This is a genomic window from Chromobacterium sp. Beijing (assembly GCF_021496765.1).
GTDB lineage: Bacteria > Pseudomonadota > Gammaproteobacteria > Burkholderiales > Chromobacteriaceae > Chromobacterium.
Window position 1 is genome coordinate 3,530,680 of the sequence record NZ_CP053750.1, and the last position, 20,254, is coordinate 3,550,933.

Below are 20,254 nucleotides of genomic sequence, written 5' to 3' on the forward strand. Positions count from 1 at the left end.
TTGCCAGCCGCCTCGCCCCTGTTTACCGTGTAGGGCATCTCTTGGGGGCGGGAGTCGGACCATGTTGTGGCATTGGTTGCTGGCAAGCTTGCATCTACTGGCTCTGGGCGCCGGCCTGGCCGCCCTCTGGAGCCGAGCCGGCCTGCTGCGCCAGCAGCAATTCCCCAATCAGACCCCGCAGCTGTTTCGCTGCCACCGCTGGTGGCTGCTGGCGCTGACGCTGTGGACCGTCAGCGGCCTGGGCCTGCTCTCGCTGGACCCCGCCCGGCTGCAACAACCGTTGTTCATGCTCAAACTGCTGACCCTGGCCCCGCTGCTGCTGCTGGAAGTCCGCGCTTCGCGCGGCCTGATGCGCTGGCAAAGCCAGCTGCGCATCCAGCGCAGTCTGGAACTGCGCGGCGCCGACTCGCTAGCCCGCAGCAGTTATTGGCAAATCTGGCTGCTGCTCGCCATCGTCGGCGAATCCGCCGCGCTGCATGGCTGAATAAACGGCGCCCAGTCCGCCGCGGCTCCGCCGTCTCAAACTCCTTAACACCTGCAACCGGCCTAACTCGAACTTGCGCACGGCACCGGGCTTCCAACCCCATATCCCGTCCCGACGCAAGAACGCCATGCCCATTCTGATCGAACACTGCAAATCCCTATTGCTTCAAACCGTGCTGGGCGTCGCCCTGAGCTGCGCGGTCATGCCTGCGCTCGCCAACCTGAGCGACCCCGTCGCCACGCTGAAGGCCAAGGCCTCGCCGCCCGCCGTGGCCAGCTGCCTGGACGAACGCATGCGCAAGCTGCGCATTCCCAGCGAATACATCGAACGCGAACGCGGCCGAGATGGCGGCGAGACCGTGCGTCTGACCAATCCGGCCACCCAGAAAGACGGGCTGGAAATCCTCATCCGCCCGGACGGCGACGCCAGCAAGCTGACGGTGAACACCCATGGCCTCAGTTACAGCAAGGCATGGCGCAAGCTGGTCACGGACTGCGCCCAGCGCGCCTGAGTCCCTCCCCGGCCGGGCTGTGGACAGCGCCGGCCGCGGCCCCGCGGCTGTGGAAAGTGTGCGCAAACTGTGCACAAAACTGTGGATAACATTAAAAAGCCTCCGGCAGACCCCCGGTTTGATTGCGTCCGCTTGCCTTTTCCGCTTGTGCACAACTTTTGAAACCCACGGCGCGCTGTGTGTAATGTGGATGAAACGGGGACAAGCTTGTGGATAAGCGGAGCCCGCGTTTGACAGCCAGTCCCGCTGACAAAAATTCTCCAGCGGTTACACTGGACAAGAGATCTTCGTCCAGGAGCCCGCATGTCCAATTACCACGCCAAGTACGAACTGCACTACGCCGCCGGCAAGGCGCTGCGCCAAACCTGCTCCCGCACGCTGCAAGCCGAAAACCGGCTCAGCGCGCCGCGCGACATCCTCGCCATGGTGGAACACACCTCGCAGGGCCGGGTGCAGGGCCTGATTCCGCTGCGCTACAGCCGGATGCAGGTTTCGCCCTTCACCTTTTTCCGCGGCTTCGCCATGATCCAGGCCGCCGATCTGGCCGCCAATCCCTCCAGCGGCCTGAAGCTGCAGATCTGCGGCGACGCCCACCTGATGAACTACGGCTTCTTCGCCTCCCCTGAACGGCAGCTGATCTTCGACATCAACGACTTCGACGAAACCCACCACGGTCCGTGGGAATGGGATCTGAAACGGTTGGCGGTCAGCCTGGTGCTGGCCGCGCGCGGCCAGGGCTTCAGCGAAAGCCAGGCACGGGACATGGTGTGCCGCGCCAGCGAGGTCTACCGCCGCCGCGTCAACGAATACGCCCGCATGGGACAACTGGAGCTGTGGTACACCAAGGTGGGCTTCGAACAATTGCTGGAGCGCGCGCCCACCGACGCCATCCGCCAGCAAATGCTCAAGCTGTCCGACAAGGCCAGACACCAGACCCAGGAAAAACTGCTGCCCAAGATGACGGAGCTGGAGGACGGTACCCTGCGGCTGCGCGACAACCCGCCGGTGATCTTCCATCTGCACGACAAGAACACCCTGCTGGACAACGACGACAGCTGGCTGTCCGCCGACGACGCCGAGGCCCTGGTCAAGCCGATGCTGGACAACTACATCGACACCTTGAAGGAAGACCGTCGTCAGTTGCTGGAGCGCTTCCGGCTGGTGGATTGCGCGTTCAAGGTGGTGGGCGTGGGCAGCGTGGGCACCCGCTGTCTGGTGATGCTGTTGCAGGACAACTTCGACCAGCCGCTGTTCCTGCAATTGAAGGAGGCGCGCCCCTCGGTGCTGGAGCCTTACACCCAGGCCTGCGTGCACGGCCACCAGGGCAAGCGGGTGGTGTTCGGCCAGCGCCTGATGCAGGCGGCCAGCGATCTGTTCCTGGGCTGGACCACCGGCCCGGCCGGCCGTCACTTCTACGTGCGCCAGTTGCGCGACATGAAGGCGGCGCCGTCGCTGGAAGCCTTCGCCACGCCGGAAGCGCTGACCGCCTACGGCCAGGCCTGCGCCTGGGCGCTGGCGCGCGCGCACTCCAAATCCGGCGGCCAAGCCGCCCAACTGGCCGGCTATGTGGGCGACAGCGACAAGCTGGACCAGGCCATCGCCGGCTACGCGCTGGCCTACGCCGACCAGGTGGAAGCCGATTACCAGGTGTTCAAGGCCGCCATCGCCAGCGGCCGGCTGCAAGTCCACGACTGAAAACCCCGTCGCAACGCCGCCGCCGGCGGCGTTCATCCTTCCGTATTAATACCAAACCCTTGATCTTGTTGCTTGTAATGTCATAAAACCATACTAGAACAGGCGATAATCCCGGCCCTGTCCTTGCCGCCGGCAAAGACAGGGCCGACAGCCCACAATCAGACATCCACCTTCGAAAAGCGAACATCATGCGGGTCAATACCAGACTGTTCATCATCATGGCGGCCAGCCTGCTGGCGCTGCTCAGCATCGCGGCCGTGGCGCTGCTCTCCACCCGCGCCACGCTGGGCCAGGAAAAGCGCGAGCAAATCACCCACCTGCTGCGCATGGCGGAAGGCACCATGAGCCACTTCCAGAAACTGGAGGAAAAAGGCCTGCCGCGTGCCGACGCCCAAAAACAAGCCATCGCCGCCCTCAACGCGCTCAAGGTGGACGACATCTACTTCTTCGGCCGCAATCCGCAAAACGTGGTGATGTTCCACCCCAACAAAGACCGGGTGGGCAAGGTGGACATGGGCAGCACGCTGCCGGACGGCCGCACCACGGTGGCGGTCTATGAAGAGGCCTTGCAGAAAGAGCATTACGGCCTGGTGACCATCCAGACCTCGCGCAAGGGCAGCAAGGAGGAGTTTCCCAAACTCAACGGCGTGGTGCGCTTCGAGCCCTGGGGCTGGATGGTGGGCACCGGCATCTTCATCGACGATATCGACCAGCTGTTCTGGAGCCAGGCGCGCACGCTGCTGATCATCGCCGCCATCGGCGTGATCACGCTGGCCGGCCTGATCCTGCTGGTCTCGCGCAGCATCATGCAGTCTCTGGGCGGCGATCCCAACTACGCGGCTCAGGTGGTCAAGGCCATCGCCGACGGCGATCTGGGCACCGACATCGTGGTGCAGGGCCCGCCGCACAGCCTGCTGGCGGCAATGCGCGAAATGCAGCTGAAACTGCGCCAGATGATCGAGGAGATTAGCCTCGCCGCCACCAATATCAACCAGGCCAGCCGTCAGCTGTCCAGCGATATGGACAAGGTGCACGACGTTTCCGGCGTGGCCAGCTCCTCCACCAGTTCCGCCGCCGCCGCTATCGAGCAGCTGTCGGTGAGCATAGACCACGTCACCGCCAGCGCCCGCGACACCGAATCCGGCTCGCGCGACACCGTGGAGCTGGCGCGCCAGGGCGAAGCGCTGGCGGCGCGGGCCGCCGAGGGCATCCGCAACATCGCCGGCCAAGTGCATAGCGCCAGCGATATGGTGGGCAAGCTGGCCGAACGCACCCGCAACATCAGCGGCATCGCCGAAACCATCCGCGACATCGCCAACCAGACCAATCTGCTGGCGCTGAACGCGGCGATCGAAGCGGCGCGCGCCGGCGAGATGGGCCGCGGCTTCGCGGTGGTGGCGGACGAAGTGCGCAAGCTGGCCGAGCGCACCGCCTCCGCCACCGACGAGATCTCCACCATTGTGCAGGCGGTGGTCAGCGAAACCGGCAGCGTGTCCAGCCAGATGGACGACATCCGCCCGGCGGTGGAAGGCGGCGTAGAGCAGGTGCAGCAGGCGGCCCAGACGCTGGACGCCATCAGCAAACAGGCCAGCCAGGCGCTGGAGCATGTGCACAATGTGGTGGTGGCGATGGGCGAGCAGAGCCAGGCCGGCACCAATATCGCCGGCAACGTCGAGCAGGTGGCCGGCGTGGTGGAGGAAACCCAGAATTCGGTCAGCAACGCGGTGGGGGCGGTTCGCGCCATCGATCAGCAGGCGGACACCCTGCAACAGACCGTGGGCCGTTTCCGCCTCTAAGAGCCTGTTGGCGGCGATACGGCGTTGAAAACAAAGTCGAAGTACTCATGCGCCACGAGTACGTTCCGCTTTCTCGGCCGCAACGCCTTGTCTCGCCCTAGCTCGCGATCGTAAACCCCTTCCCAGCCTTCCCCAAGCCCCGCTCCGCCGGGGCTTTTTGCCGCCTTCATTCCGGGCTTGCCCTCCCGCCCCTGCCTGATGGCATAATGTGCGCAGAGCAAACGCTCCAAAAATAAAACAAAGCCACGGACAGACAGACCCAAACATGCAAACAATAATGCGCAAGCGCATCGGGAGAGATTCATGTCCCAGGCCACCATCCCGGCGGACTTGGCCGAATGGCTGATTCAACAGAATGTTCGTGACGTAGAACTGGCTTTCGCCGACGTGCACGGTTTTGCCCGCGGCAAAACCTTGCCGGCCAAGGCCTTCATCAAGGGGCAGCCGCTGCGCATCGCGCGGGCGGTGCCCATCCAAAGTTGCATCGGCGAATTCCCGGACTACCGCTACTACGGCGAGCACGATCCGGACGTCACCCTGGTTCCGGATTTCGCCACCCTGCGCCAGGTGCCGTGGGCCAAGACCCCGCGCGCCAGCGTGATCTGCGACTGCGTGGACCACGACGGCAGCCTGGCGCCGCTGGCGCCGCGCTCGGCGCTGAAAGCAGTGCTGGCGCGCTACGCGGCGTTCGGCTGGACACCGGTGGTGGCGCCGGAGCTGGAGTTCTACATCTTCGCCGCCCACGGCGACCCGCAGCAGCCGTTTCAGCCGCCCACGCTGCGCAGTGGCCGCCGCGAAGCCGGCTTCGACTCCTTCAGCTTCTCCTCGCTCAACGATCTGGAAGCCTATTTCGACGATCTCTACCGCGCTTGCGAAATGCTGGGCATCGCCACCGACACCTTCGTCCACGAAATGGGCCCCAGCCAGTTTGAAATCAACCTCAAACACGGCGACGCGCTGGCGCTGGCCGACCAAACCTTCCTGTTCAAGACCGCGCTTAAGGAGATCGGCAACCGCCACGGCCTCAGCGTGGTGTGCATGGCCAAGCCGCTGCCGGGCCAGCCGGGCAGTTCGATGCACTTGCACCAAAGCGTGGTGGACCAGCATGGCGACAATGTCTTCAGCCGCGCCGACGGCGAAGCCTCGGAAACCTTCTACGGCTTCATCGCCGGCCTGCAGCGTTATCTGCCGGAACTGATGCCCTTGTTCTGCCCCAGCCCCAATTCCTACCGCCGCTTCGTCAAAGGCATGGCCGCGCCGGTCAATCTGAGCTGGGGCCTGGACAACCGTTCGGTGGGGCTGCGGGTGCCGGTGTCCGGCCCGGAAGGCCGCCGCGTGGAAAACCGGCTGCCCGGCTGCGACGCCAACCCCTATCTGTCGCTGGCGGCCAGCCTGGGCGCCGGCCTGCTGGGCATAGAAGGCCGCTTGCAGCCCAGCGAGCCCGCCACCGGCAATGTGTTCAAGAGCGAACGCGCCAGCCTGCCCAATACCCTGGACGCCGCCTGCGAGGCGATGGCCGGCGGCGACGCCGCCGCGCAGCTGTTCGGCGCGGAGTTCAGCGCCGCCTATCTGGCGGTGAAGGAGGTGGAACTGACTCACTACCACAGCCAGATCACGCCGTGGGAGCGTCAATACCTGGGTCTGCTGGCCTGAGAACCCATTGACCAATGCAAACAGGCCCGCTGATGCGGGCCTGTTTGCATTGTCTCGCGCCAAGCGCCTCAGTTGCGGCTCAACAGCAGCCGCCGCGCCAGCAGTTCGATCGCCTCCTCGCGGCTGACCGGCACGCTGCCGCGGTATTGCTCGGCCACGATCCACTTTTCCACCGCGGCGCGGTCGCCGCGCGCGGCCTTGAGCAACACGCCGAAGGCCGCTCCGGTGGAATGCTCAGGCGGCTCCACGCTGCGGATCTGGGTATTCAAGGCGTACACCTTGTCCTCGGCGCGCGTCCTCGTGACCTGGCGCGGCGCGCGGCGCGAGTACACAATCCACCCCAGCAAAGCCAGCAAACACGCGCCCACGATCAATAGAAAAACAAACATTTCAAATCAAACCTTTAACTGAGGATGTCATTGTAAAACACCGCCTCGCCCCGCCGTCAACGCCTTGCGCCAGGTCAAACCCGGTCCATGCCGGCTTGGCCTGGGCCGCCCGCCGCGATATGCTGTCACGATAATCCTCCTGTCTCACCAGCCATAAAGGACATCGGACATGTACCAACACATCATCGCCGCGCTGGACGGCAGCAGCAATTCGGACAAGGCGCTGCTGGAAGCCATCCGCGTCGCCAAGTTCTGCAAAGCCAGCCTGACCCTGTTCCACATCGCCAGCCTGCGCGATCTGGCGGTGGAAGGCGTCGGCCTGCTCGGCACCCACGAACTGCACGATCAAGCCTTCCGCGACGGCAACCGCGTGCTGGAACAGGCGCGCAAACAGGCGGTGGAAGCCGGCGTGGAACAGGTGCAGATCCACATGGCGGAAAGCTGGGACGGCGGCGCCGACATGGCGGAACTGCTGGTGCGCTACGCGGACAGCCACAAAGCCGGCCTGGTCGTGCTCGGCACCCATGGCCGCAGCGGCATCGCCCATCTGCTGTTGGGCAGCTTCGCCCAGAACCTGCTGCGCCGCGCCAACTGTCCCGTCATGGTTCTGCGCAGCGAGCAAAGCGAGTTCGGCCAAGCGGAATAATAACCGCGACGCGCGGCCCTGGCGATGCCTTCATCATAACAAGGCGTCGCCTCGCGCCGCTCAGCGCTTGCGCGCGTAGATGAAGAACTCGCGGTTGCCGTCGCCGCCGGTGATCGGACTGTCGAACCACTTCAGCAGCTCAAAGCCCTGCTCCCGCACCGCCTCGCTGATCTTGTCCCGCACGCGCGGGTACAGGCTCTCGTCGCGTACGATGCCGCCCCTGGCCAAACCTTCGCGCCCCACCTCGAACTGCGGCTTCACCAGGCTGAGCAGGTGACCGCCGGGACGGATCAAGGGCAGCGCCGAGGGCAGCACCAGGGTCAGCGAAATGAAGGACACGTCGCACACCATCAGGTCGAAAGGCAAGCCCTCGTTGGCCGCCAACAGGGCCGCGTGGTCCAGCGCCCTGGCGTTCACCCCTTCGAAATAACGCAGGCGCGCGTCCGTCCGCAGCCGCGGATGCAATTGATCGTGCCCCACGTCCACGCCCACCACTCGCCGCGCGCCCTGCTGCAACAGGCAGTCGCTGAAACCGCCGGTGGACTGGCCCACGTCCAGCGCCAGCGCGTCGCGTGGGTCCAGGCCGGACGACTCCAGCGCGCCCAGCATTTTCAAGCCGCCGCGCGACACGAAACGATCGGATGGATCGGCGGCGATCTCGAAGCGGCTGCCCGGCGCGCATTTCTGGCTGGGCTTGCTCACCGGCGCGCCGTCGCAACGGACCCGCCCCGCGGCGATCAGATTCTGCGCCGCCGTGCGCGAAGCCGCCAGGCCCAGTTCCACCAGCAACACGTCCACTCGCGTCATCGCACCCTCCCCACCATCGACAAAAACCGCACAGCGTGGCAAGCGCGCCGGCCGCTGTCAAGCCAAGACCATGATCTCACCGTGCGTAGGGCCCGCCAACCGCGCTAGAATCGCTAAATGCCAATCCGGCCAGCCGTCGCCCCCGGCGTCGGCAGCCTCAAGCGGAGACATGGATGGATACACATCAACTGGAAGCGCATGAAGTGCGCGTGCTGGGCGCCCTGGTGGAAAAACAGGCGCTGACCCCGGACGCCTACCCGATGACCTTGAACGGCCTGGCCTCGGCCTGCAACCAGCTGACCAGCCGCGAACCGGTGATGCAGCTGTCCGAAGCGGACATCAGCGCGGCGCTGGACAGCCTGATCGCCAAGAAGCTGGCGAGCGAGCGGCTGCCGGCCGGCAGCCGGGTGGCCAAATACGAGCACAGGCTCAATTACGAATGGAATATCGAAGGCGCGCGGCTGGCGGCGCTGGCCCTGCTGATGTTGCGCGGACCGCAAACCTCGGCGGAAATCCGCACCCGTTCCGGCCGCATCTACGGCTTCAGCGGCGTGGAGGAAGTGGAAACCGCTCTCAACGCGCTGGCCGACAAATACCCGCCGCTGGTGCTGAAGCTGGAGCGCCAGCCCGGCGAGCGCGAGGCGCGCTGGGCCCATCTGCTCAGCGGCGAGCCGCAATCGCTGCCGGCCGCCGGCGACAACGGCTGCGGCGTGATCGAGGTGGGCATCGCCGGCCGCGTCGCCGCCTTGGAAGCGGAAGTGGCCGCCCTCAAAACCCGGCTGCTGGAGCTGGAGAATTTGCTGGCCAGTGAATAATTCACACTCGAATATTTGGCGGTTCGCCGAACTTGTTACTTAAAAAGCGGTCACTTCCCTTGTTGTCTAACTCACCCAAGAGAAGTGACCCATGAAAACTCTGCATCTGAGCGCCGCCGCCGCGCTGCTCGCCCTGACCGCGGCCGCCCACGCCGCCGATTACAGCTTTATCGCCGGCAAGGACTTCCAGCAATTCAGCCGCACCCCGCAGGGCCTGGGCCTGGGGCTTTCCATCGACTACCTGAACAGCGACCACAAGGGCAACGCCGGCGGCGCCGGCCTGGAGTTCGCGATTCCGCTGGGCCCGGTCACCCTGGCCGGCGGCGGCAAGCTGATGGGCCTGAACCCGGACAGCGGTTCCGGCACCGCCGCCTTGCTCGGCGGCCGCGCCAACATCCAGCTGGCGCCCAAGCTCAGCCTCTACGGCCAGGCCTATTACGCCGGCGACAGCATGGCCAGCGGCAGCGTCAAAAACGTCAGCGACCTGGCCGCCGGCGTGCGCTGGAACCCCATTGGACCGTTCACCGTGGAAGCCGGCTATCGCTACTTCGACATCGAGCGCAAGGACAACAACCGCAATCGTCGTCTTGCCGACGGCATGTATATCGGCGCCGGCTTCACCTTTTAAGCCCGGCCCGCCGCCACGAAAAACAGCCCCGCAATGCGGGGCTGTTGCTTGTCGCGGCTCACTCGGCCTGTCGCGCTTCGAACACCGCGTAAGTCTTGCACGCCGGCTCCAGCACCTGCCAGGTGCCAACGAAGCCCGCGGGGATCACGAAGTGATCGCCCTGCTTCAACTCCACGCTGTTCCCGGCCTCGTCGCTGACCTTCACTCGTCCTTGCAACAGCGTGCAGAACTCGTGTTCGCTGTAGCGCACTTTCCAGCAGCCCAGCCCGCCGCTCCAGATGCCGGCGTGGAACTGCCCGCTGGGATCGGAATAATGGTTGGCCACGCTTTGCCGGCATTCGCCGGCGACGCGGCGATCCTCGGCCGCCACAAACGATTCCAGCGCCACGTCGTGACGCTGGAACACAATGATATCGCTGGCCTGTTTCATCGCTCTGCTCTCCATGGCTGTTTGAAATTTTCAACACAATGCCATGAAGCAGACAGAATATTCAACTCCCTACCGATTCAATCGCCGCGCCGCCGGCCACATCGCCGCGCACAGCAGCGCCATGGCCATGGGCTGGTACAAGACATACGGCTGATAAGCCGCGCCAAGCAAACCCAGACCGCCGGCGATCAGCAGGTAGTACATCAGGCCCAATAAGGCGCCGGCCGTGCCCTGCACTTGGCGGTAATCCCTCAAGGCCCCCGCCAGCAGCGGCGGAATCGCGCAGCCGAAGGCCGCGGAAATCGCCAGTTGGCTGAGCAACAGCACGCCGACGGCCGCGGCCGGCGGCAGACCCGGCCAGCCGCTGAGCAACTGCACCAGGGCCGCCGCGCCGGCGGCCATCAAGGCCAGGCGCGGCAAGCGTTCCGCGCCGCCTCGCGCCGCCAGCCGGCGATTGACCGCGCCGCCGAACAGGCCGCCGGCGGCCACCAGCAAACCGCTGAGGCCGAACAACCAGGCCGGCATGCCCAGCAATTGCAGCGTGAACGGGGCCAGCGTGTAAAAGCCGAACAACAGCAGATTGAAGCCGGCCACCAGCCATACCGTGGCCAGCACCCGCGGATCTCGCGCCATCCTGGCCGCCACCGCGCCCAAGGCCGCCGGCGGCGGCAGGTCCGCCGGCCGGGTTTCGCCGGCCAGCTTCCAGGACAACAGCAGCAACAGCGCCGCCAAGCCGCACAAGGCGGCGAACACGCCCTGATGACCGAAACCGGCCACCAGCACGGCGCCCAGCGGCGGGCCCAAGGCCGGCGACAGCGACAACACCGCGCTGACGGTGGCGAACACCGTCAGCAAGGCCGGGCCTTGATAGCGGTCGCGCAACATGGTCTGCACCACCACCGAACCCGCGCTGGCGCCGAAGGCCAGCAATAGCCTGGCCAGCAGCAGTGCGGCGAAATCGCGGCTCATCACCGCCAGCACCGCGCCCGCGCCGTAACAGGCCAGGGCGGCCAGCAAGGCCGGCCGCCGTCCGTATAGATCGGCCAGCCGGCCCCAGCACACCACGCCGAAGGCGAAAGCCAGAAAGTAGACGCTCATCGTCAACTGCGCCTGACCGGCGCTGACATGGTAAGCCTGGGCGATCTCGGTCAAGGCCGGCGCGTAAATGGTTTCACTCAATTGCGGGAAACCCAGCAATACAATCAGCAGCGCCAGCGGCGCCGCCCGGATCGCGGTTTTCATTTTGTCCTCCTAAAAACAACGAACAGGGATTGTAGGAGGATGAAGGCACGCCTATTATCGATGGATAGCCATAAAACATTGAGAATCGGACAAGATGCCGCGCTACCTGCCCGCCACGGCGCCGGACCCGGACCAGCTCGCCGATCCCATCGTCGGCATGGCCATAGACGCGCCGGCGCCGCATGACTCCGGCCTGCATCGCCATCGCCGCGCGCAGCTGATGTACGCGGTCAGCGGCGTGCTGCAAATCCGCATCGGCCACACCCGCTGCGTGCTGCCGCCGACAATGGCTGCCTGGATTCCCTCGGGGCTGTGGCATCAGGCCGAAACCGGCAAGCCTTTCGCCTATCGCAGCCTGTACTTCGATCCGGTCGTCTATCCCGCGCTGCCGCGGCGGCCGCAGATCATCGCCGTCAGCCCGCTGTTGCGGGAATTGATCGTGCGGGTGGCGGAATGGCCGCTGTCGCCGTTGGAGCCTGAGCAAGAACGGCTGGCGGAGGTGTTGCTGGACGAGGCCGGCCGCGCGCCGGAGCAGGCGCTGAGCCTGCCGCTGCCGCAAGACCGGCGGCTGCTGCGCATTGCCGAGCAGCTATTGCAACAGCCCGGCGACGAGGCCACGCTGGAGCATCTGGCCGCCCAGGCCGGCGCCAGCGCCCGCACCGTCAACCGGTTGTTCCAGCAACAGACCGGGCTCAGCTTCAGCGCCTGGCGGCGGCAATTGAAAATGATGGAGGCCAGCCGACTGTTGGCCGAGGGGGAAAGCGTCAGCCGGGTGGCGGCGGAACTGGGCTATGCGCAGGACAGCGCCTTCATCGCCATGTTCCGCCGCCATGCCGGGCTTACGCCCGGCCAGCTCAAACGCTCAGTCTGAGAACCGGTTTACGATCTGGGAATGGCTCACCACCACAAATGGAAGCGCTGCTTGGGCGACAGATACATCTTGTCGCCCGGCTTGACGCCGAAGGCCTGGTAGAACGGCTCCATATTGCTGGCGGTGCCGATGGGCCGCCACAGGTCCGGCGTGTGCGGGTCCGACACCAGCTGTTTGAGCGTGGCTTCGTCGCGGCTCTTGCTGCGCCAGGATTGGGCGAAGGCGATGAAAAAACGCTGGTCGCCGCTCATGCCGTCCAGCACCGGCGCGTCCTTGCCGGCGAGCGCCAGATGATAGGCCTTGTAGGCCACTTCCAGGCCGGCGTTGTCGGCGATGTTCTCGCCCAGGGTCAGTTCGCCGTTGACATGGTGGCCGGGCACCGGCTGGTAGCGGCCGTATTGCTTGACCAGCTTGCGCGTGGCCGCCTTGAAGCGCGCCTTGTCGCTGGCGGTCCACCAGTTGCGCATATTGCCGTCGCCGTCGAACTGGCTGCCCTGGTCGTCGAAACCATGGCTGATTTCGTGGCCTATGGTGGCGCCTATGCTGCCGTAGTTGACCGCCGGATCGAAGCCGGGGTCGAAATACGGCGCTTGCAGAATCGCGGCCGGGAACACGATCTCGTTATTGGCCGGATTGTAATAGGCGTTCACCGTCTGCGGCGTCATGCTCCATTCCTTGCGGTCCACCGGCTGGCCCAGCTTGCCGCTCATATAGCGGTAGTTGAACACCGCGATGCGCCGCACATTGCCGGCCAGATCGTCCGGCGCCAGCTGCAGGCCGCCGTAATCGCGCCACTTGTCCGGATAGCCTATCTTCAGCGTGTACTTGGACAGCTTGATATGGGCCTGGCGCTTGGTGGCGGCGCTCATCCAGTCCAGGGTGTCGATGGACTGGTCGTAGGCCTGCAGCAGATTGCGCACCAGTTCGTCGGCCTGGCGCTTGGCCTCCGGCGTGAAATAACGCGCCACATAGAGTTTGCCCAGCGCCTCGCCCAGGCCGCTTTCCACCATGCCCACGCCGCGTTTCCAGCGCGGGCGGTTCTGCTTGCGGCCTTCCAGGGTCTTGCCGTAGAAGTCGAAGTGGGCGTCGACGAAGGCCGGCGTCAGGCTGGGCGCGTAAGCGTCCAGCGTGCGCGCCAGCAGGTAGTTGCGCAGCGTGGACGCGGGCGCGGCCCGCAAGAGCGGCGCCAGCTTGCTCAGATAGCCGGGCTGGTCCAGATTCAACTGCTTGGCGGCGTCCAGGCCGGCGTCGGCCAGCAAGGCCGGCCAATCGTAGCCGGGCTGCCGGCGCGCCAACTCGGCCAGGCTCAGCTTGTTGTAGGTTTTCTGGATGTCGCGGTTCTCGACATTGGTCCACTGGATTTTCGCCAGCCGGGTCTCGAAAGCCAGCACGTCGCGGGCGCGGCTTTGCGGCTGGTCCAGTTCCGCCAGCGCGAACAGCCGCTCCAGATAACTCAAATAGGCCTTACGCGCGGCGGCGAAGTCGGCGGACTTGCCCAGATAGTAGTCCTGGTCCATCGCCAGACCGGATTGGCCGACGCCGGCCAGGTAGGCGGCGGAATCCTTGGGGTCCTGGCCGACATAGAAGCGGAACGGCGTATCCACCGGCTGATCCTGCAGGCGGCCCATATAGCGGACCGCCTCCGCCGCCGTGCCCAGACCGGCCACGGCCCGCAGCGATTCGCGCAGCGGCTCCAGCCCGCGCCGGGCGACGACGTCCTCGTCCATGAAGCTGCGATACAGCGCGGCGATCTGCCCCGCCTCGGCATCCGTCCCCTGCCCGGCCTGTTCGATCAACTGGCGCAGCCGTTCCAGATTGCGGTCCGCCAAGGCCTCCGCCACGCCCGCCGAGGAACGCTCGGCCGGAATCACCGTGCGCTGGATCCAGCGGCCATTGGCGTGCAGCGACAGATTGTCCTGTACTCTCACCGCCGGATCGATGCCGTTCAAATCAATGCCGTAGCGGCCATAATCCAGGCCGCCGTCCGCCCAGGCGCCGGCCGCGCACAGCAAGGCCACCAAGGGCAGCAGTCTGCTCATCTTCATGTTTTCCCCTTTGTTTTTGTCTTAGAACGTGTTTACGCTCTCGCGAGCTAAGGCGAGACAAGACCGAAACGAGCTAAAAAGCGGAATGTACACGTGGTACATGAGCATTTTGAGCTTGTCCTCACCGCGCAACGCTTCACGACGCGCAGCAGATCGTAAACAGGTTCTTACTGCGGCGCGGCGGACCCAGCCGGCCTATCCACTGTAAAACTCGGCCCTCAGTCTTTCCGCGTAGGCCGCCAGATTCGGCCTTGCCAGCATCAACGCCCGCGACGGGGTTTCCCCCATCGCATCGGTCAAGGCGCCGCTGACGAAGGCGTAAACGCTGGCGTCTATCCAGGTGGCGGTCTCGCCCATGAAATAGGGTTTGTCGCCCAGCAGAGCCGACAGCGCCGCCACGTCCGCCTCCAGCAGCCGCAGGCGCTCCGCCGCGCTGAAACGGCCCATGCCCTGCCCCCATAGATTGGCGCGCACCTTGCGCCGCACCAGTGTCGTCACCAAGCCGCGCAGCAAGGCCGGCACGCCTTTGAAAAACACGCTGGGCCCGCGCGCGAAGTGTTCGTCCACCATCCAGCGTTCATGCACGATGCCCCAGTAGAAATGATCGCCCAGCATGCAGTCCACGCTCCAGGCCAGCGCCTTCTGCGCCTCGCTGAGACCGGCGTCCAGCGTGAGGCCGTGCTTGTCCGCCAGATGCAGGCGGATCAGCGTGGAGTCCGCCACGATCTGGCCGTCGTCGTCGATATAAGGCAGCTTGCCCTTGGGCGCCTTGCGCATATCGCCGCGCACGCGGCGGTAGGACAGGCCCGACAGCTTCAGCAGCAGGTCCGCCTTCATCACGAAGGGACTGGGGTCCACCAAGCCCATGGCCGGGCCGAACTGATACAGGGTGATCATCAAGCGCCTCCCGCGGCAGACATGACATTGAACTGAAGCAGACTAGCACGCCGCCGGGAAGGCGCGCGAGGGGCGGCCGCGAAAAGGGGGAAGGCCGCCTAATCCGCTGCGCAAGCCCGCAGCCAGTCCATCACCGCGCGTACCCGCGGCGATGGCGCCTGCAACGGGCGCACCAGGTAATAAGCCTGCGGTCCCAACGGTTGAAACGGCCCCAGCGGCAGCATCAGTTCGCCGCGATCCAACAACGCTTGCACCAGCCGCCGCCGTCCCAGCGCCACGCCGGCGTGATGCGCGGCCGCCTGCGCGCATAGGTCGGAACGGTCGAAGCTGATGCCCCGCGGCGGCAAGACCACGTTCTGCCGCCGCGCCCACTCCCGCCATTCGGCGTCGTGAGCCGCCCGTTCCCAGGCCTGGGCGTCGTGCAGCAGCAGGCATGCGGCCAGGGCCGCCGGATTGTCGCGCAGGCCGTGCCGCTCCGCGTACTCCGGGCTGCACACCGGCGCCACCTGCTCGTCCATCAGACGCTGCGCGTCCAGGCCGGGAAACTCGCCGGCCGAGTAATACAGCGCCAGGTCTATATTCCAGGCGCGGAAGTCCACCATCTCGTTGCCGCTGCGGATGTCCAGCGCAATGCGCGGATAGCGCGCGGCGAAATCCGCCAGCCGCGGCGCCAGCCAGCATTGCGCCAGCGAGGGCCGCGCATACAAGGCCACCGCGCCGGCCGGCTCGGCGTCTTCCTGCGGATTCAGCGCCGCCTCCAGCCGCGTCTGGCCGGCCAGCCAGGCCTGATAGATGCGTTCGCCGTCCTCGCTCAGCCTCAGGCTGCGGGTCAGCCGCAGGAACAGGCGGGTGCCCAGCGCCCGTTCCAGCCGGGCGATGCGATGGCTGACCGCACTGGCGCTCAGGCACAGTTCCTCGGCGGCGCGGGCGAAGCTCAGATGCCGCGCCGCCGCCGCGAAGGTGTGCAGATTGGACCATTGCGCGCCGTCCAGCCGGACGCCGGCGCGCGGGGGAAGATTCAGCATATCGCCAGCATCGTTCACGCCGACAGCCGCCGCCGGCCTTCCGCCAGATAGGCGTCCATTTCCGCCGGCGGCACCATGCCGCCGCCGGTGCCCCACACCAGATGGCTGGCACGCGACAGCCGCTCCGCGCTCAAGCCCGTCCGCTGGCGGTAACCCTGGGTCTCGCTCAACACCCGCAGCGGCCCCGGCATGCCGGCCAACGCCGACGGCTCCAGCCGCAAGCCCTGCTCGCGCTCCAGCATGGCCAGCAAGCGGTAAAGCTCGCCATCGTCCACCGTGTAATAGCCGTCTATCAGCCGCTGCATCGCGCGCCCGACGAAGCCGGACGGTCGGCCCACCGCCAGGCCGTCGGCGGCGGTCAGATTGTCGATGCCGAAATCCTGCACCGCCACCTCATCATGCAGCCCGGTGTAAACGCCCAGCAGCATGCAGGGCGCGTGGGTAGGTTCGGCGAACAGGCAATGCACCGCGTCGCCGAAAGCCAGCTTGAGGCCGAAAGCGACCCCGCCCGGCCCGCCGCCGACGCCGCAGGGCAGATACACCAGCAGCGGGTGTTCGGCGTCCACCCGGACGCCCTGCTCCGCCAATTGGCCGCGCAGACGCTCCGCCGCCACCGCATAACCAAGGAATAGATTGACTGAATTCTCGTCGTCGACGAAATGACAGCGCGGATCGGACGCCGCCTGTTTGCGGCCTTCGGCCACCGCCACGCTGTAATCGGACGGATACTCGACCACCTCGACCCCATGGCTGCGCAGCAAGTCCTTCTTCCACTGTCGCGCGTCCGCCGACATATGCACGCTGGCCTGGAAGCCCAGCTTGGCGCTGATGATGCCGATGGACAGGCCCAGGTTGCCGGTGGAGCCCACCGCTACCCGGTAGCCGCCGAAGAAGGCCCGCGCCTCGGCGCTGTCCAGTCCGGCATAGTCGTCCCCCTCCCGCAGCAGGCCATGACTCAGCGCCAAGCTTTCCGCGTGCTTCAATACCTCGTAGATGCCGCCGCGCGCCTTGATGGAGCCGGAAATCGGCAACAGATTGTCCGCCTTCAGCCACAGGCCGCCGCCGTCCGCCAACCCGGCCTCGGCCCATAAGGCCGCGCGCATCGCCGGCAGCGGCAGCAGCGGCGATTCGATGACGCCGCCGCTGGCGGCCGCGTCCGGAAACACCCGCGCCAGATAGGGCGCGAAGCGGCGCAAGCGCGCATCGGCGTCCGCGACGTCGGCCCGGCTCAGGCCCACGTCGGCCAGCGCTTCCGCCGCCGGCGCCAGCGCGGGGTTGAACCAGCTCAAAGGCTGCAAGGCCATCAAGGGCGTCAATAAGGGGTGGCTGGCCTGCCAGTCGGCCACGGTCTTGCCGGCAATCGTCGCTTGCATCGCGCGCTCCATGGAATCGAAGACCCGATTAAACCGCGCCGCGCCGCCGCTGGCAAAAGACGATTGCGCAGCCGACGGCTGACGCTGGATCAGCCATGCGCGCGCAGACTTGCCAGACACCGGGGCGCATCGCCTATGATGGGCGCATCGTCCGCCGCCAGGAGTCGCCGTGCTCGCCACAATCACCCGTCTGTTCCCGCTATGGGCCTTGCTGCTGTCCGCCGTCGCTTACCAGCGGCCGGCGGCGTTCACCCCGCTGCTGCCGCATACCGGTCTGCTGCTGGCGGTGATCATGTTCGCGATGGGGCTGACGCTGACGCTGGACGATTTCAAACGGGTGCTGAGCCGGCCGGCGCCGGTGCTGGCCGGACTGGGCCTGCACTATCTGGTGATGCCGCTGGCGGCCTGGGCGCTGGCGCGGCTGTTCCAGATGCCGCCGCAGCTGGCCATCGGCATGATTCTGGTGGGCAGCGTCGCCAGCGGCACCGCGTCCAATGTGATCATCTATCTATCGCGCGGCGACGTGGCGCTATCGGTCACCATTTCCTCGCTGTCGACGCTGGTTGGGGTGATAGCCACGCCGCTGCTGACCCGGCTGTACGTGGACGCGGCGATCAAAGTGGAAGTGGCGGCGATGCTGCTGAGCATTCTGCAGATCGTCATCCTGCCGATAAGCCTGGGCCTGCTGGCCCATCGTTTCTTCGCGCCCCAGGTCCGCCGGCTGGAGCCCTTGCTGCCGCTGTTGTCGATGCTGGCCATCGTCGCGCTGATCGCCGCCATCGTCGCCGGCAGCAAGAACCATATCGCCGCGGTGGGCGGGCTGACCATTCTGGCGGTGATGCTGCACAACGCCATCGGCCTGTTGGGCGGGTATTGGGGAGGACGCTTGCTGGGCTTCGACGAATCGGTGTGCCGCACGCTGGCGATCGAGGTGGGCATGCAGAACTCCGGCCTGGCCGCCCAGCTGGGCAAGGCCTACTTCAGCCCGCTCGCGGCCTTGCCCGGCGCGCTGTTCTCGGTCTGGCACAATATTTCCGGCTCGCTCTTGGCCGGCTATTGGCGGGACAAGCCCGCCGAGCGGAGGCGTCAAACGTCGCGGGCCGGCACGCAGCAAAGCTTGTAACGACGCATGACGCGGCTTGCAAAACCGAGCAGGATCAGCCTTCCACCCGCCAATGCCCGCTCTTGCCGCCCTCTTTCTCCAGCAGCCGCACACCGTCGATGACCATGCCGCGGTCCACCGCCTTGCACATATCGTAAATGGTCAGCAGGCCGACGTTGGCCGCGGTCAGCGCCTCCATCTCCACCCCTGTCTGGCCGCTGCATTCGGCGGTGACCTCGATGCGCACGGCGTTGTCGGCCTCCAGCAGTTCGAAGTCCACCGCCACCCGGGTCAGCGCGATCGGGTGGCAGAGCGGGATCAGGTCCGCGGCCTTCTTGGACGCCATGATGGCGGCGATGCGGGCGATACCGAGCACATCGCCTTTTTTATGGCCGCCGTCCTTCACCAGCGCGAAGGTGGCGGGCAACATGCGGATGCGGCCTTCGGCCACCGCGCGGCGGCGGCTGTGCGCCTTGGCGCCGACGTCGACCATATGGGCCTGGCCGCCGGCGTCGAAATGAGTCAATTTTGACATGGGTTCATTACTCCTCCGGCCCGCTTAGAACCTGTTCGAAGTCTGCTGCGCTTCAGCGATACGGCGTTAAAAACCAGCTCAAAATGCTCATGTACCACTCGTACATTCCGCTTTTTCGCTCGTTTTCGCCTTGTCTCGCCCTTGCTCGCAAGACCTTGAACAGGCTCTTAGGACAGCAGCCGGTAAATCAGCCAGAAGGCGCTGACCAGCACCACCAGGCCGCCGCTCCAGCGGGCGATGCGGCCGAGATAGCGCAGGTAGAGCGGATTGCGGGTCAATAGGTAACAGACGCCTGCCCAGCCCAGCAGCAGGATGGTGACGAGCAGCCACAGGCGCCAGAAACCAAACACCGCTAGGCCACCTCCGGCAGCCGGTGGAAGCTGGACGGCGCGTCCAGCGGGTCGTCGTAGCTGACGTATTCCCAGGCTTCCGGCGTCTCCAGCAGCTTGCGCAACAGCTTGTTGTTCATCGCGTGGCCGGACTTGTGGCCGGAGAAGGCGGCGATCAACGGGTGGCCGATGATGTAGAGGTCGCCGATGGCGTCCAGGATTTTGTGGCGAACGAATTCGTCCGGGAAACGCAGGCCTTCCGGGTTCAGCACGTATTCGTCGTCGATGACGATGGCGTTGTCCAGGCTGCCGCCGCGGCCCAGGCCATGGTTGCGCATGTACTCCACCTCGTGCATGAAGCCGAAGGTGCGCGCGCGGCTGATCTCGTCGGTATAGGAATGACGCGCGAAATCCACCGCCACCGTCTGCGGCGCCAGATTGAAGGCCGGATGGTTGAAGTCGATGGACAGGGTGACCTTGAAGCCCTCGTGCGGCTCCAGCTTCACCCACACGCCGCGCTCTTCCACGGCCACCGTCTGGGTGACGCGGATGAAGCGCTTCTTGGCGTGCTGCTCGACCACGCCCGCGGTCTGCAACAGGTAAATGAAAGGGGCGGCGGATCCGTCCATGATGGGGATCTCCGCCGCCGTGACCTCAATCACGAGGTTGTCGATGCCAAAGCCCGCCAGGGCCGACATCAAATGCTCGATCGTGCCGACACGCACGCCGGTGTCTGTCACCAGCGTGGAGGAGAGTCGCGTGTCGTTGACGAGCGATGGATCCACTTTCACCGTCACCGGCTCGGGCAAGTCGGTGCGGCGAAAGACGATCCCGGTGTCGGGCGCGGCCGGCAGCAGGGTGAGCTTCACCCGCTCGCCGGAGTGCAAACCCACACCCGTGGCGCTTATCGCTTGTTTCAGCGTGCGCTGCAATATCATGTCGGGCTTCTCGAACGAATGGGAATGCCCGATTCTAGCACAG

The 20,254-nt window shown here is 65.8% G+C and carries 21 protein-coding genes; 10 read left to right on the plus strand and 11 right to left on the minus strand.

The features are described 5' to 3' along the window. Positions 1-61: 61 nt before the first annotated feature. From HQN78_RS16375 to HQN78_RS16395, 5 genes are all read left to right on the plus strand, one after another. A complete protein-coding gene (locus HQN78_RS16375) occupies positions 62-484 on the plus strand; it encodes a DUF2214 family protein (protein WP_235084933.1) in 423 nt (140 codons plus the stop codon). 127 nt (positions 485-611) lie between these two features. Continuing rightward, positions 612-995 (plus strand): hypothetical protein, encoded by a 384-nt coding sequence (locus HQN78_RS16380; protein ID WP_107797843.1) that lies wholly within the window; start codon positions 612-614, stop codon positions 993-995. A gap of 303 nt (positions 996-1,298) precedes the next feature. Next, the gene (locus tag HQN78_RS16385) at positions 1,299-2,690 is read left to right on the plus strand and encodes a DUF2252 domain-containing protein (RefSeq protein WP_235084936.1); all 1,392 of its coding nucleotides are present in this window, start codon (positions 1,299-1,301) and stop codon (positions 2,688-2,690) included. Positions 2,691-2,878: 188 nt separating this feature from the next. Further along, on the plus strand, positions 2,879-4,486 hold the full coding sequence (locus HQN78_RS16390; protein WP_235084938.1) for a methyl-accepting chemotaxis protein: 1,608 nt from the start codon (positions 2,879-2,881) through the stop codon (positions 4,484-4,486). Positions 4,487-4,789: 303 nt separating this feature from the next. Beyond that, the gene (locus tag HQN78_RS16395; RefSeq protein ID WP_235084942.1) at positions 4,790-6,139 is read left to right on the plus strand and encodes a glutamine synthetase family protein; all 1,350 of its coding nucleotides are present in this window, start codon (positions 4,790-4,792) and stop codon (positions 6,137-6,139) included. A gap of 68 nt (positions 6,140-6,207) precedes the next feature. On the opposite strand, the gene HQN78_RS16400 is transcribed toward HQN78_RS16395, so the two are convergent. Next, the gene (locus tag HQN78_RS16400) at positions 6,208-6,528 is read right to left on the minus strand and encodes a hypothetical protein (protein WP_146176546.1); all 321 of its coding nucleotides are present in this window, start codon (positions 6,526-6,528) and stop codon (positions 6,208-6,210) included. 169 nt (positions 6,529-6,697) lie between these two features. On the opposite strand from HQN78_RS16400, the gene HQN78_RS16405 reads away from it, so the two are divergent. Next, a complete protein-coding gene (locus tag HQN78_RS16405; protein WP_107797838.1) occupies positions 6,698-7,174 on the plus strand; it encodes a universal stress protein in 477 nt (158 codons plus the stop codon). Positions 7,175-7,234: 60 nt separating this feature from the next. Here HQN78_RS16405 and HQN78_RS16410 read toward each other — a convergent pair whose 3' ends face one another. After that, positions 7,235-7,981: a TlyA family RNA methyltransferase gene (locus HQN78_RS16410; protein WP_107797837.1), complete on the minus strand. Its 747-nt coding sequence runs from the start codon at positions 7,979-7,981 to the stop codon at positions 7,235-7,237. Between the two features lie 173 nt (positions 7,982-8,154). On the opposite strand from HQN78_RS16410, the gene HQN78_RS16415 reads away from it, so the two are divergent. Beyond that, positions 8,155-8,796, plus strand: a complete 642-nt coding sequence (locus HQN78_RS16415) for a YceH family protein (RefSeq protein ID WP_107797836.1) — start codon at positions 8,155-8,157, stop codon at positions 8,794-8,796. A 91-nt stretch (positions 8,797-8,887) separates the two neighbouring features. Further along, positions 8,888-9,424: a YfaZ family outer membrane protein gene (locus tag HQN78_RS16420; RefSeq protein WP_107797835.1), complete on the plus strand. Its 537-nt coding sequence runs from the start codon at positions 8,888-8,890 to the stop codon at positions 9,422-9,424. Between the two features lie 58 nt (positions 9,425-9,482). On the opposite strand, the gene HQN78_RS16425 is transcribed toward HQN78_RS16420, so the two are convergent. Further along, positions 9,483-9,854: a cupin domain-containing protein gene (locus HQN78_RS16425; protein ID WP_235084944.1), complete on the minus strand. Its 372-nt coding sequence runs from the start codon at positions 9,852-9,854 to the stop codon at positions 9,483-9,485. A gap of 69 nt (positions 9,855-9,923) precedes the next feature. Next, on the minus strand, positions 9,924-11,096 hold the full coding sequence (locus HQN78_RS16430) for an MFS transporter (RefSeq protein ID WP_235084946.1): 1,173 nt from the start codon (positions 11,094-11,096) through the stop codon (positions 9,924-9,926). A 94-nt stretch (positions 11,097-11,190) separates the two neighbouring features. Here HQN78_RS16430 and HQN78_RS16435 point away from each other — a divergent pair, with 94 nt between their 5' ends. Then, complete coding sequence (locus tag HQN78_RS16435) at positions 11,191-11,967, plus strand: helix-turn-helix domain-containing protein (protein ID WP_235084949.1); 777 nt, start codon at positions 11,191-11,193, stop codon at positions 11,965-11,967. Positions 11,968-11,993: 26 nt separating this feature from the next. On the opposite strand, the gene HQN78_RS16440 is transcribed toward HQN78_RS16435, so the two are convergent. The 4 genes from HQN78_RS16440 to dsdA form a co-directional block, all read right to left on the minus strand. Next, entirely contained in the window at positions 11,994-14,012 is a 2,019-nt protein-coding gene (locus tag HQN78_RS16440) for a M13 family metallopeptidase (protein WP_235084952.1), read from the minus strand. Between the two features lie 195 nt (positions 14,013-14,207). Then, entirely contained in the window at positions 14,208-14,909 is a 702-nt protein-coding gene (locus HQN78_RS16445) for a glutathione S-transferase family protein (RefSeq protein WP_235084954.1), read from the minus strand. 98 nt (positions 14,910-15,007) lie between these two features. Further along, positions 15,008-15,934 (minus strand): DNA-binding transcriptional regulator DsdC, encoded by a 927-nt coding sequence (dsdC, locus tag HQN78_RS16450; protein WP_235084958.1) that lies wholly within the window; start codon positions 15,932-15,934, stop codon positions 15,008-15,010. Between the two features lie 14 nt (positions 15,935-15,948). Further along, entirely contained in the window at positions 15,949-17,307 is a 1,359-nt protein-coding gene (gene dsdA, locus HQN78_RS16455; protein ID WP_235084961.1) for a D-serine ammonia-lyase, read from the minus strand. 169 nt (positions 17,308-17,476) lie between these two features. Here dsdA and HQN78_RS16460 point away from each other — a divergent pair, with 169 nt between their 5' ends. Then, on the plus strand, positions 17,477-18,430 hold the full coding sequence (locus tag HQN78_RS16460; protein WP_235084964.1) for a bile acid:sodium symporter family protein: 954 nt from the start codon (positions 17,477-17,479) through the stop codon (positions 18,428-18,430). A 34-nt stretch (positions 18,431-18,464) separates the two neighbouring features. On the opposite strand, the gene moaC is transcribed toward HQN78_RS16460, so the two are convergent. From moaC to lpxC, 3 genes are all read right to left on the minus strand, one after another. Next, positions 18,465-18,944, minus strand: a complete 480-nt coding sequence (moaC, locus tag HQN78_RS16465; protein WP_107797824.1) for a cyclic pyranopterin monophosphate synthase MoaC — start codon at positions 18,942-18,944, stop codon at positions 18,465-18,467. 167 nt (positions 18,945-19,111) lie between these two features. Then, positions 19,112-19,294 carry a hypothetical protein gene (locus tag HQN78_RS16470; protein WP_019102328.1) on the minus strand — a complete coding sequence of 61 codons (183 nt, stop codon included), beginning with the start codon at positions 19,292-19,294 and terminating at the stop codon, positions 19,112-19,114. Between the two features lie 2 nt (positions 19,295-19,296). After that, a complete protein-coding gene (gene lpxC / locus HQN78_RS16475) occupies positions 19,297-20,208 on the minus strand; it encodes a UDP-3-O-acyl-N-acetylglucosamine deacetylase (RefSeq protein ID WP_199225982.1) in 912 nt (303 codons plus the stop codon). Between the last annotated feature and the right edge of the window lie 46 nt (positions 20,209-20,254).

Coding starts and splice junctions, on each gene's coding strand:
- HQN78_RS16375 (WP_235084933.1), top strand. CDS start 62: ATGTTGTGGCATTGGTTGCTGGCAAGCTTGCATCTACTGGCTCTGGGC.
- HQN78_RS16380 (WP_107797843.1), top strand. CDS start 612: ATGCCCATTCTGATCGAACACTGCAAATCCCTATTGCTTCAAACCGTG.
- HQN78_RS16385 (WP_235084936.1), top strand. CDS start 1,299: ATGTCCAATTACCACGCCAAGTACGAACTGCACTACGCCGCCGGCAAG.
- HQN78_RS16390 (WP_235084938.1), top strand. CDS start 2,879: ATGCGGGTCAATACCAGACTGTTCATCATCATGGCGGCCAGCCTGCTG.
- HQN78_RS16395 (WP_235084942.1), top strand. CDS start 4,790: ATGTCCCAGGCCACCATCCCGGCGGACTTGGCCGAATGGCTGATTCAA.
- HQN78_RS16400 (WP_146176546.1), bottom strand. CDS start 6,528: ATGTTTGTTTTTCTATTGATCGTGGGCGCGTGTTTGCTGGCTTTGCTG.
- HQN78_RS16405 (WP_107797838.1), top strand. CDS start 6,698: ATGTACCAACACATCATCGCCGCGCTGGACGGCAGCAGCAATTCGGAC.
- HQN78_RS16410 (WP_107797837.1), bottom strand. CDS start 7,981: ATGACGCGAGTGGACGTGTTGCTGGTGGAACTGGGCCTGGCGGCTTCG.
- HQN78_RS16415 (WP_107797836.1), top strand. CDS start 8,155: ATGGATACACATCAACTGGAAGCGCATGAAGTGCGCGTGCTGGGCGCC.
- HQN78_RS16420 (WP_107797835.1), top strand. CDS start 8,888: ATGAAAACTCTGCATCTGAGCGCCGCCGCCGCGCTGCTCGCCCTGACC.
- HQN78_RS16425 (WP_235084944.1), bottom strand. CDS start 9,854: ATGAAACAGGCCAGCGATATCATTGTGTTCCAGCGTCACGACGTGGCG.
- HQN78_RS16430 (WP_235084946.1), bottom strand. CDS start 11,096: ATGAAAACCGCGATCCGGGCGGCGCCGCTGGCGCTGCTGATTGTATTG.
- HQN78_RS16435 (WP_235084949.1), top strand. CDS start 11,191: ATGCCGCGCTACCTGCCCGCCACGGCGCCGGACCCGGACCAGCTCGCC.
- HQN78_RS16440 (WP_235084952.1), bottom strand. CDS start 14,012: ATGAAGATGAGCAGACTGCTGCCCTTGGTGGCCTTGCTGTGCGCGGCC.
- HQN78_RS16445 (WP_235084954.1), bottom strand. CDS start 14,909: ATGATCACCCTGTATCAGTTCGGCCCGGCCATGGGCTTGGTGGACCCC.
- dsdC (WP_235084958.1), bottom strand. CDS start 15,934: ATGCTGAATCTTCCCCCGCGCGCCGGCGTCCGGCTGGACGGCGCGCAA.
- dsdA (WP_235084961.1), bottom strand. CDS start 17,307: ATGCAAGCGACGATTGCCGGCAAGACCGTGGCCGACTGGCAGGCCAGC.
- moaC (WP_107797824.1), bottom strand. CDS start 18,944: ATGTCAAAATTGACTCATTTCGACGCCGGCGGCCAGGCCCATATGGTC.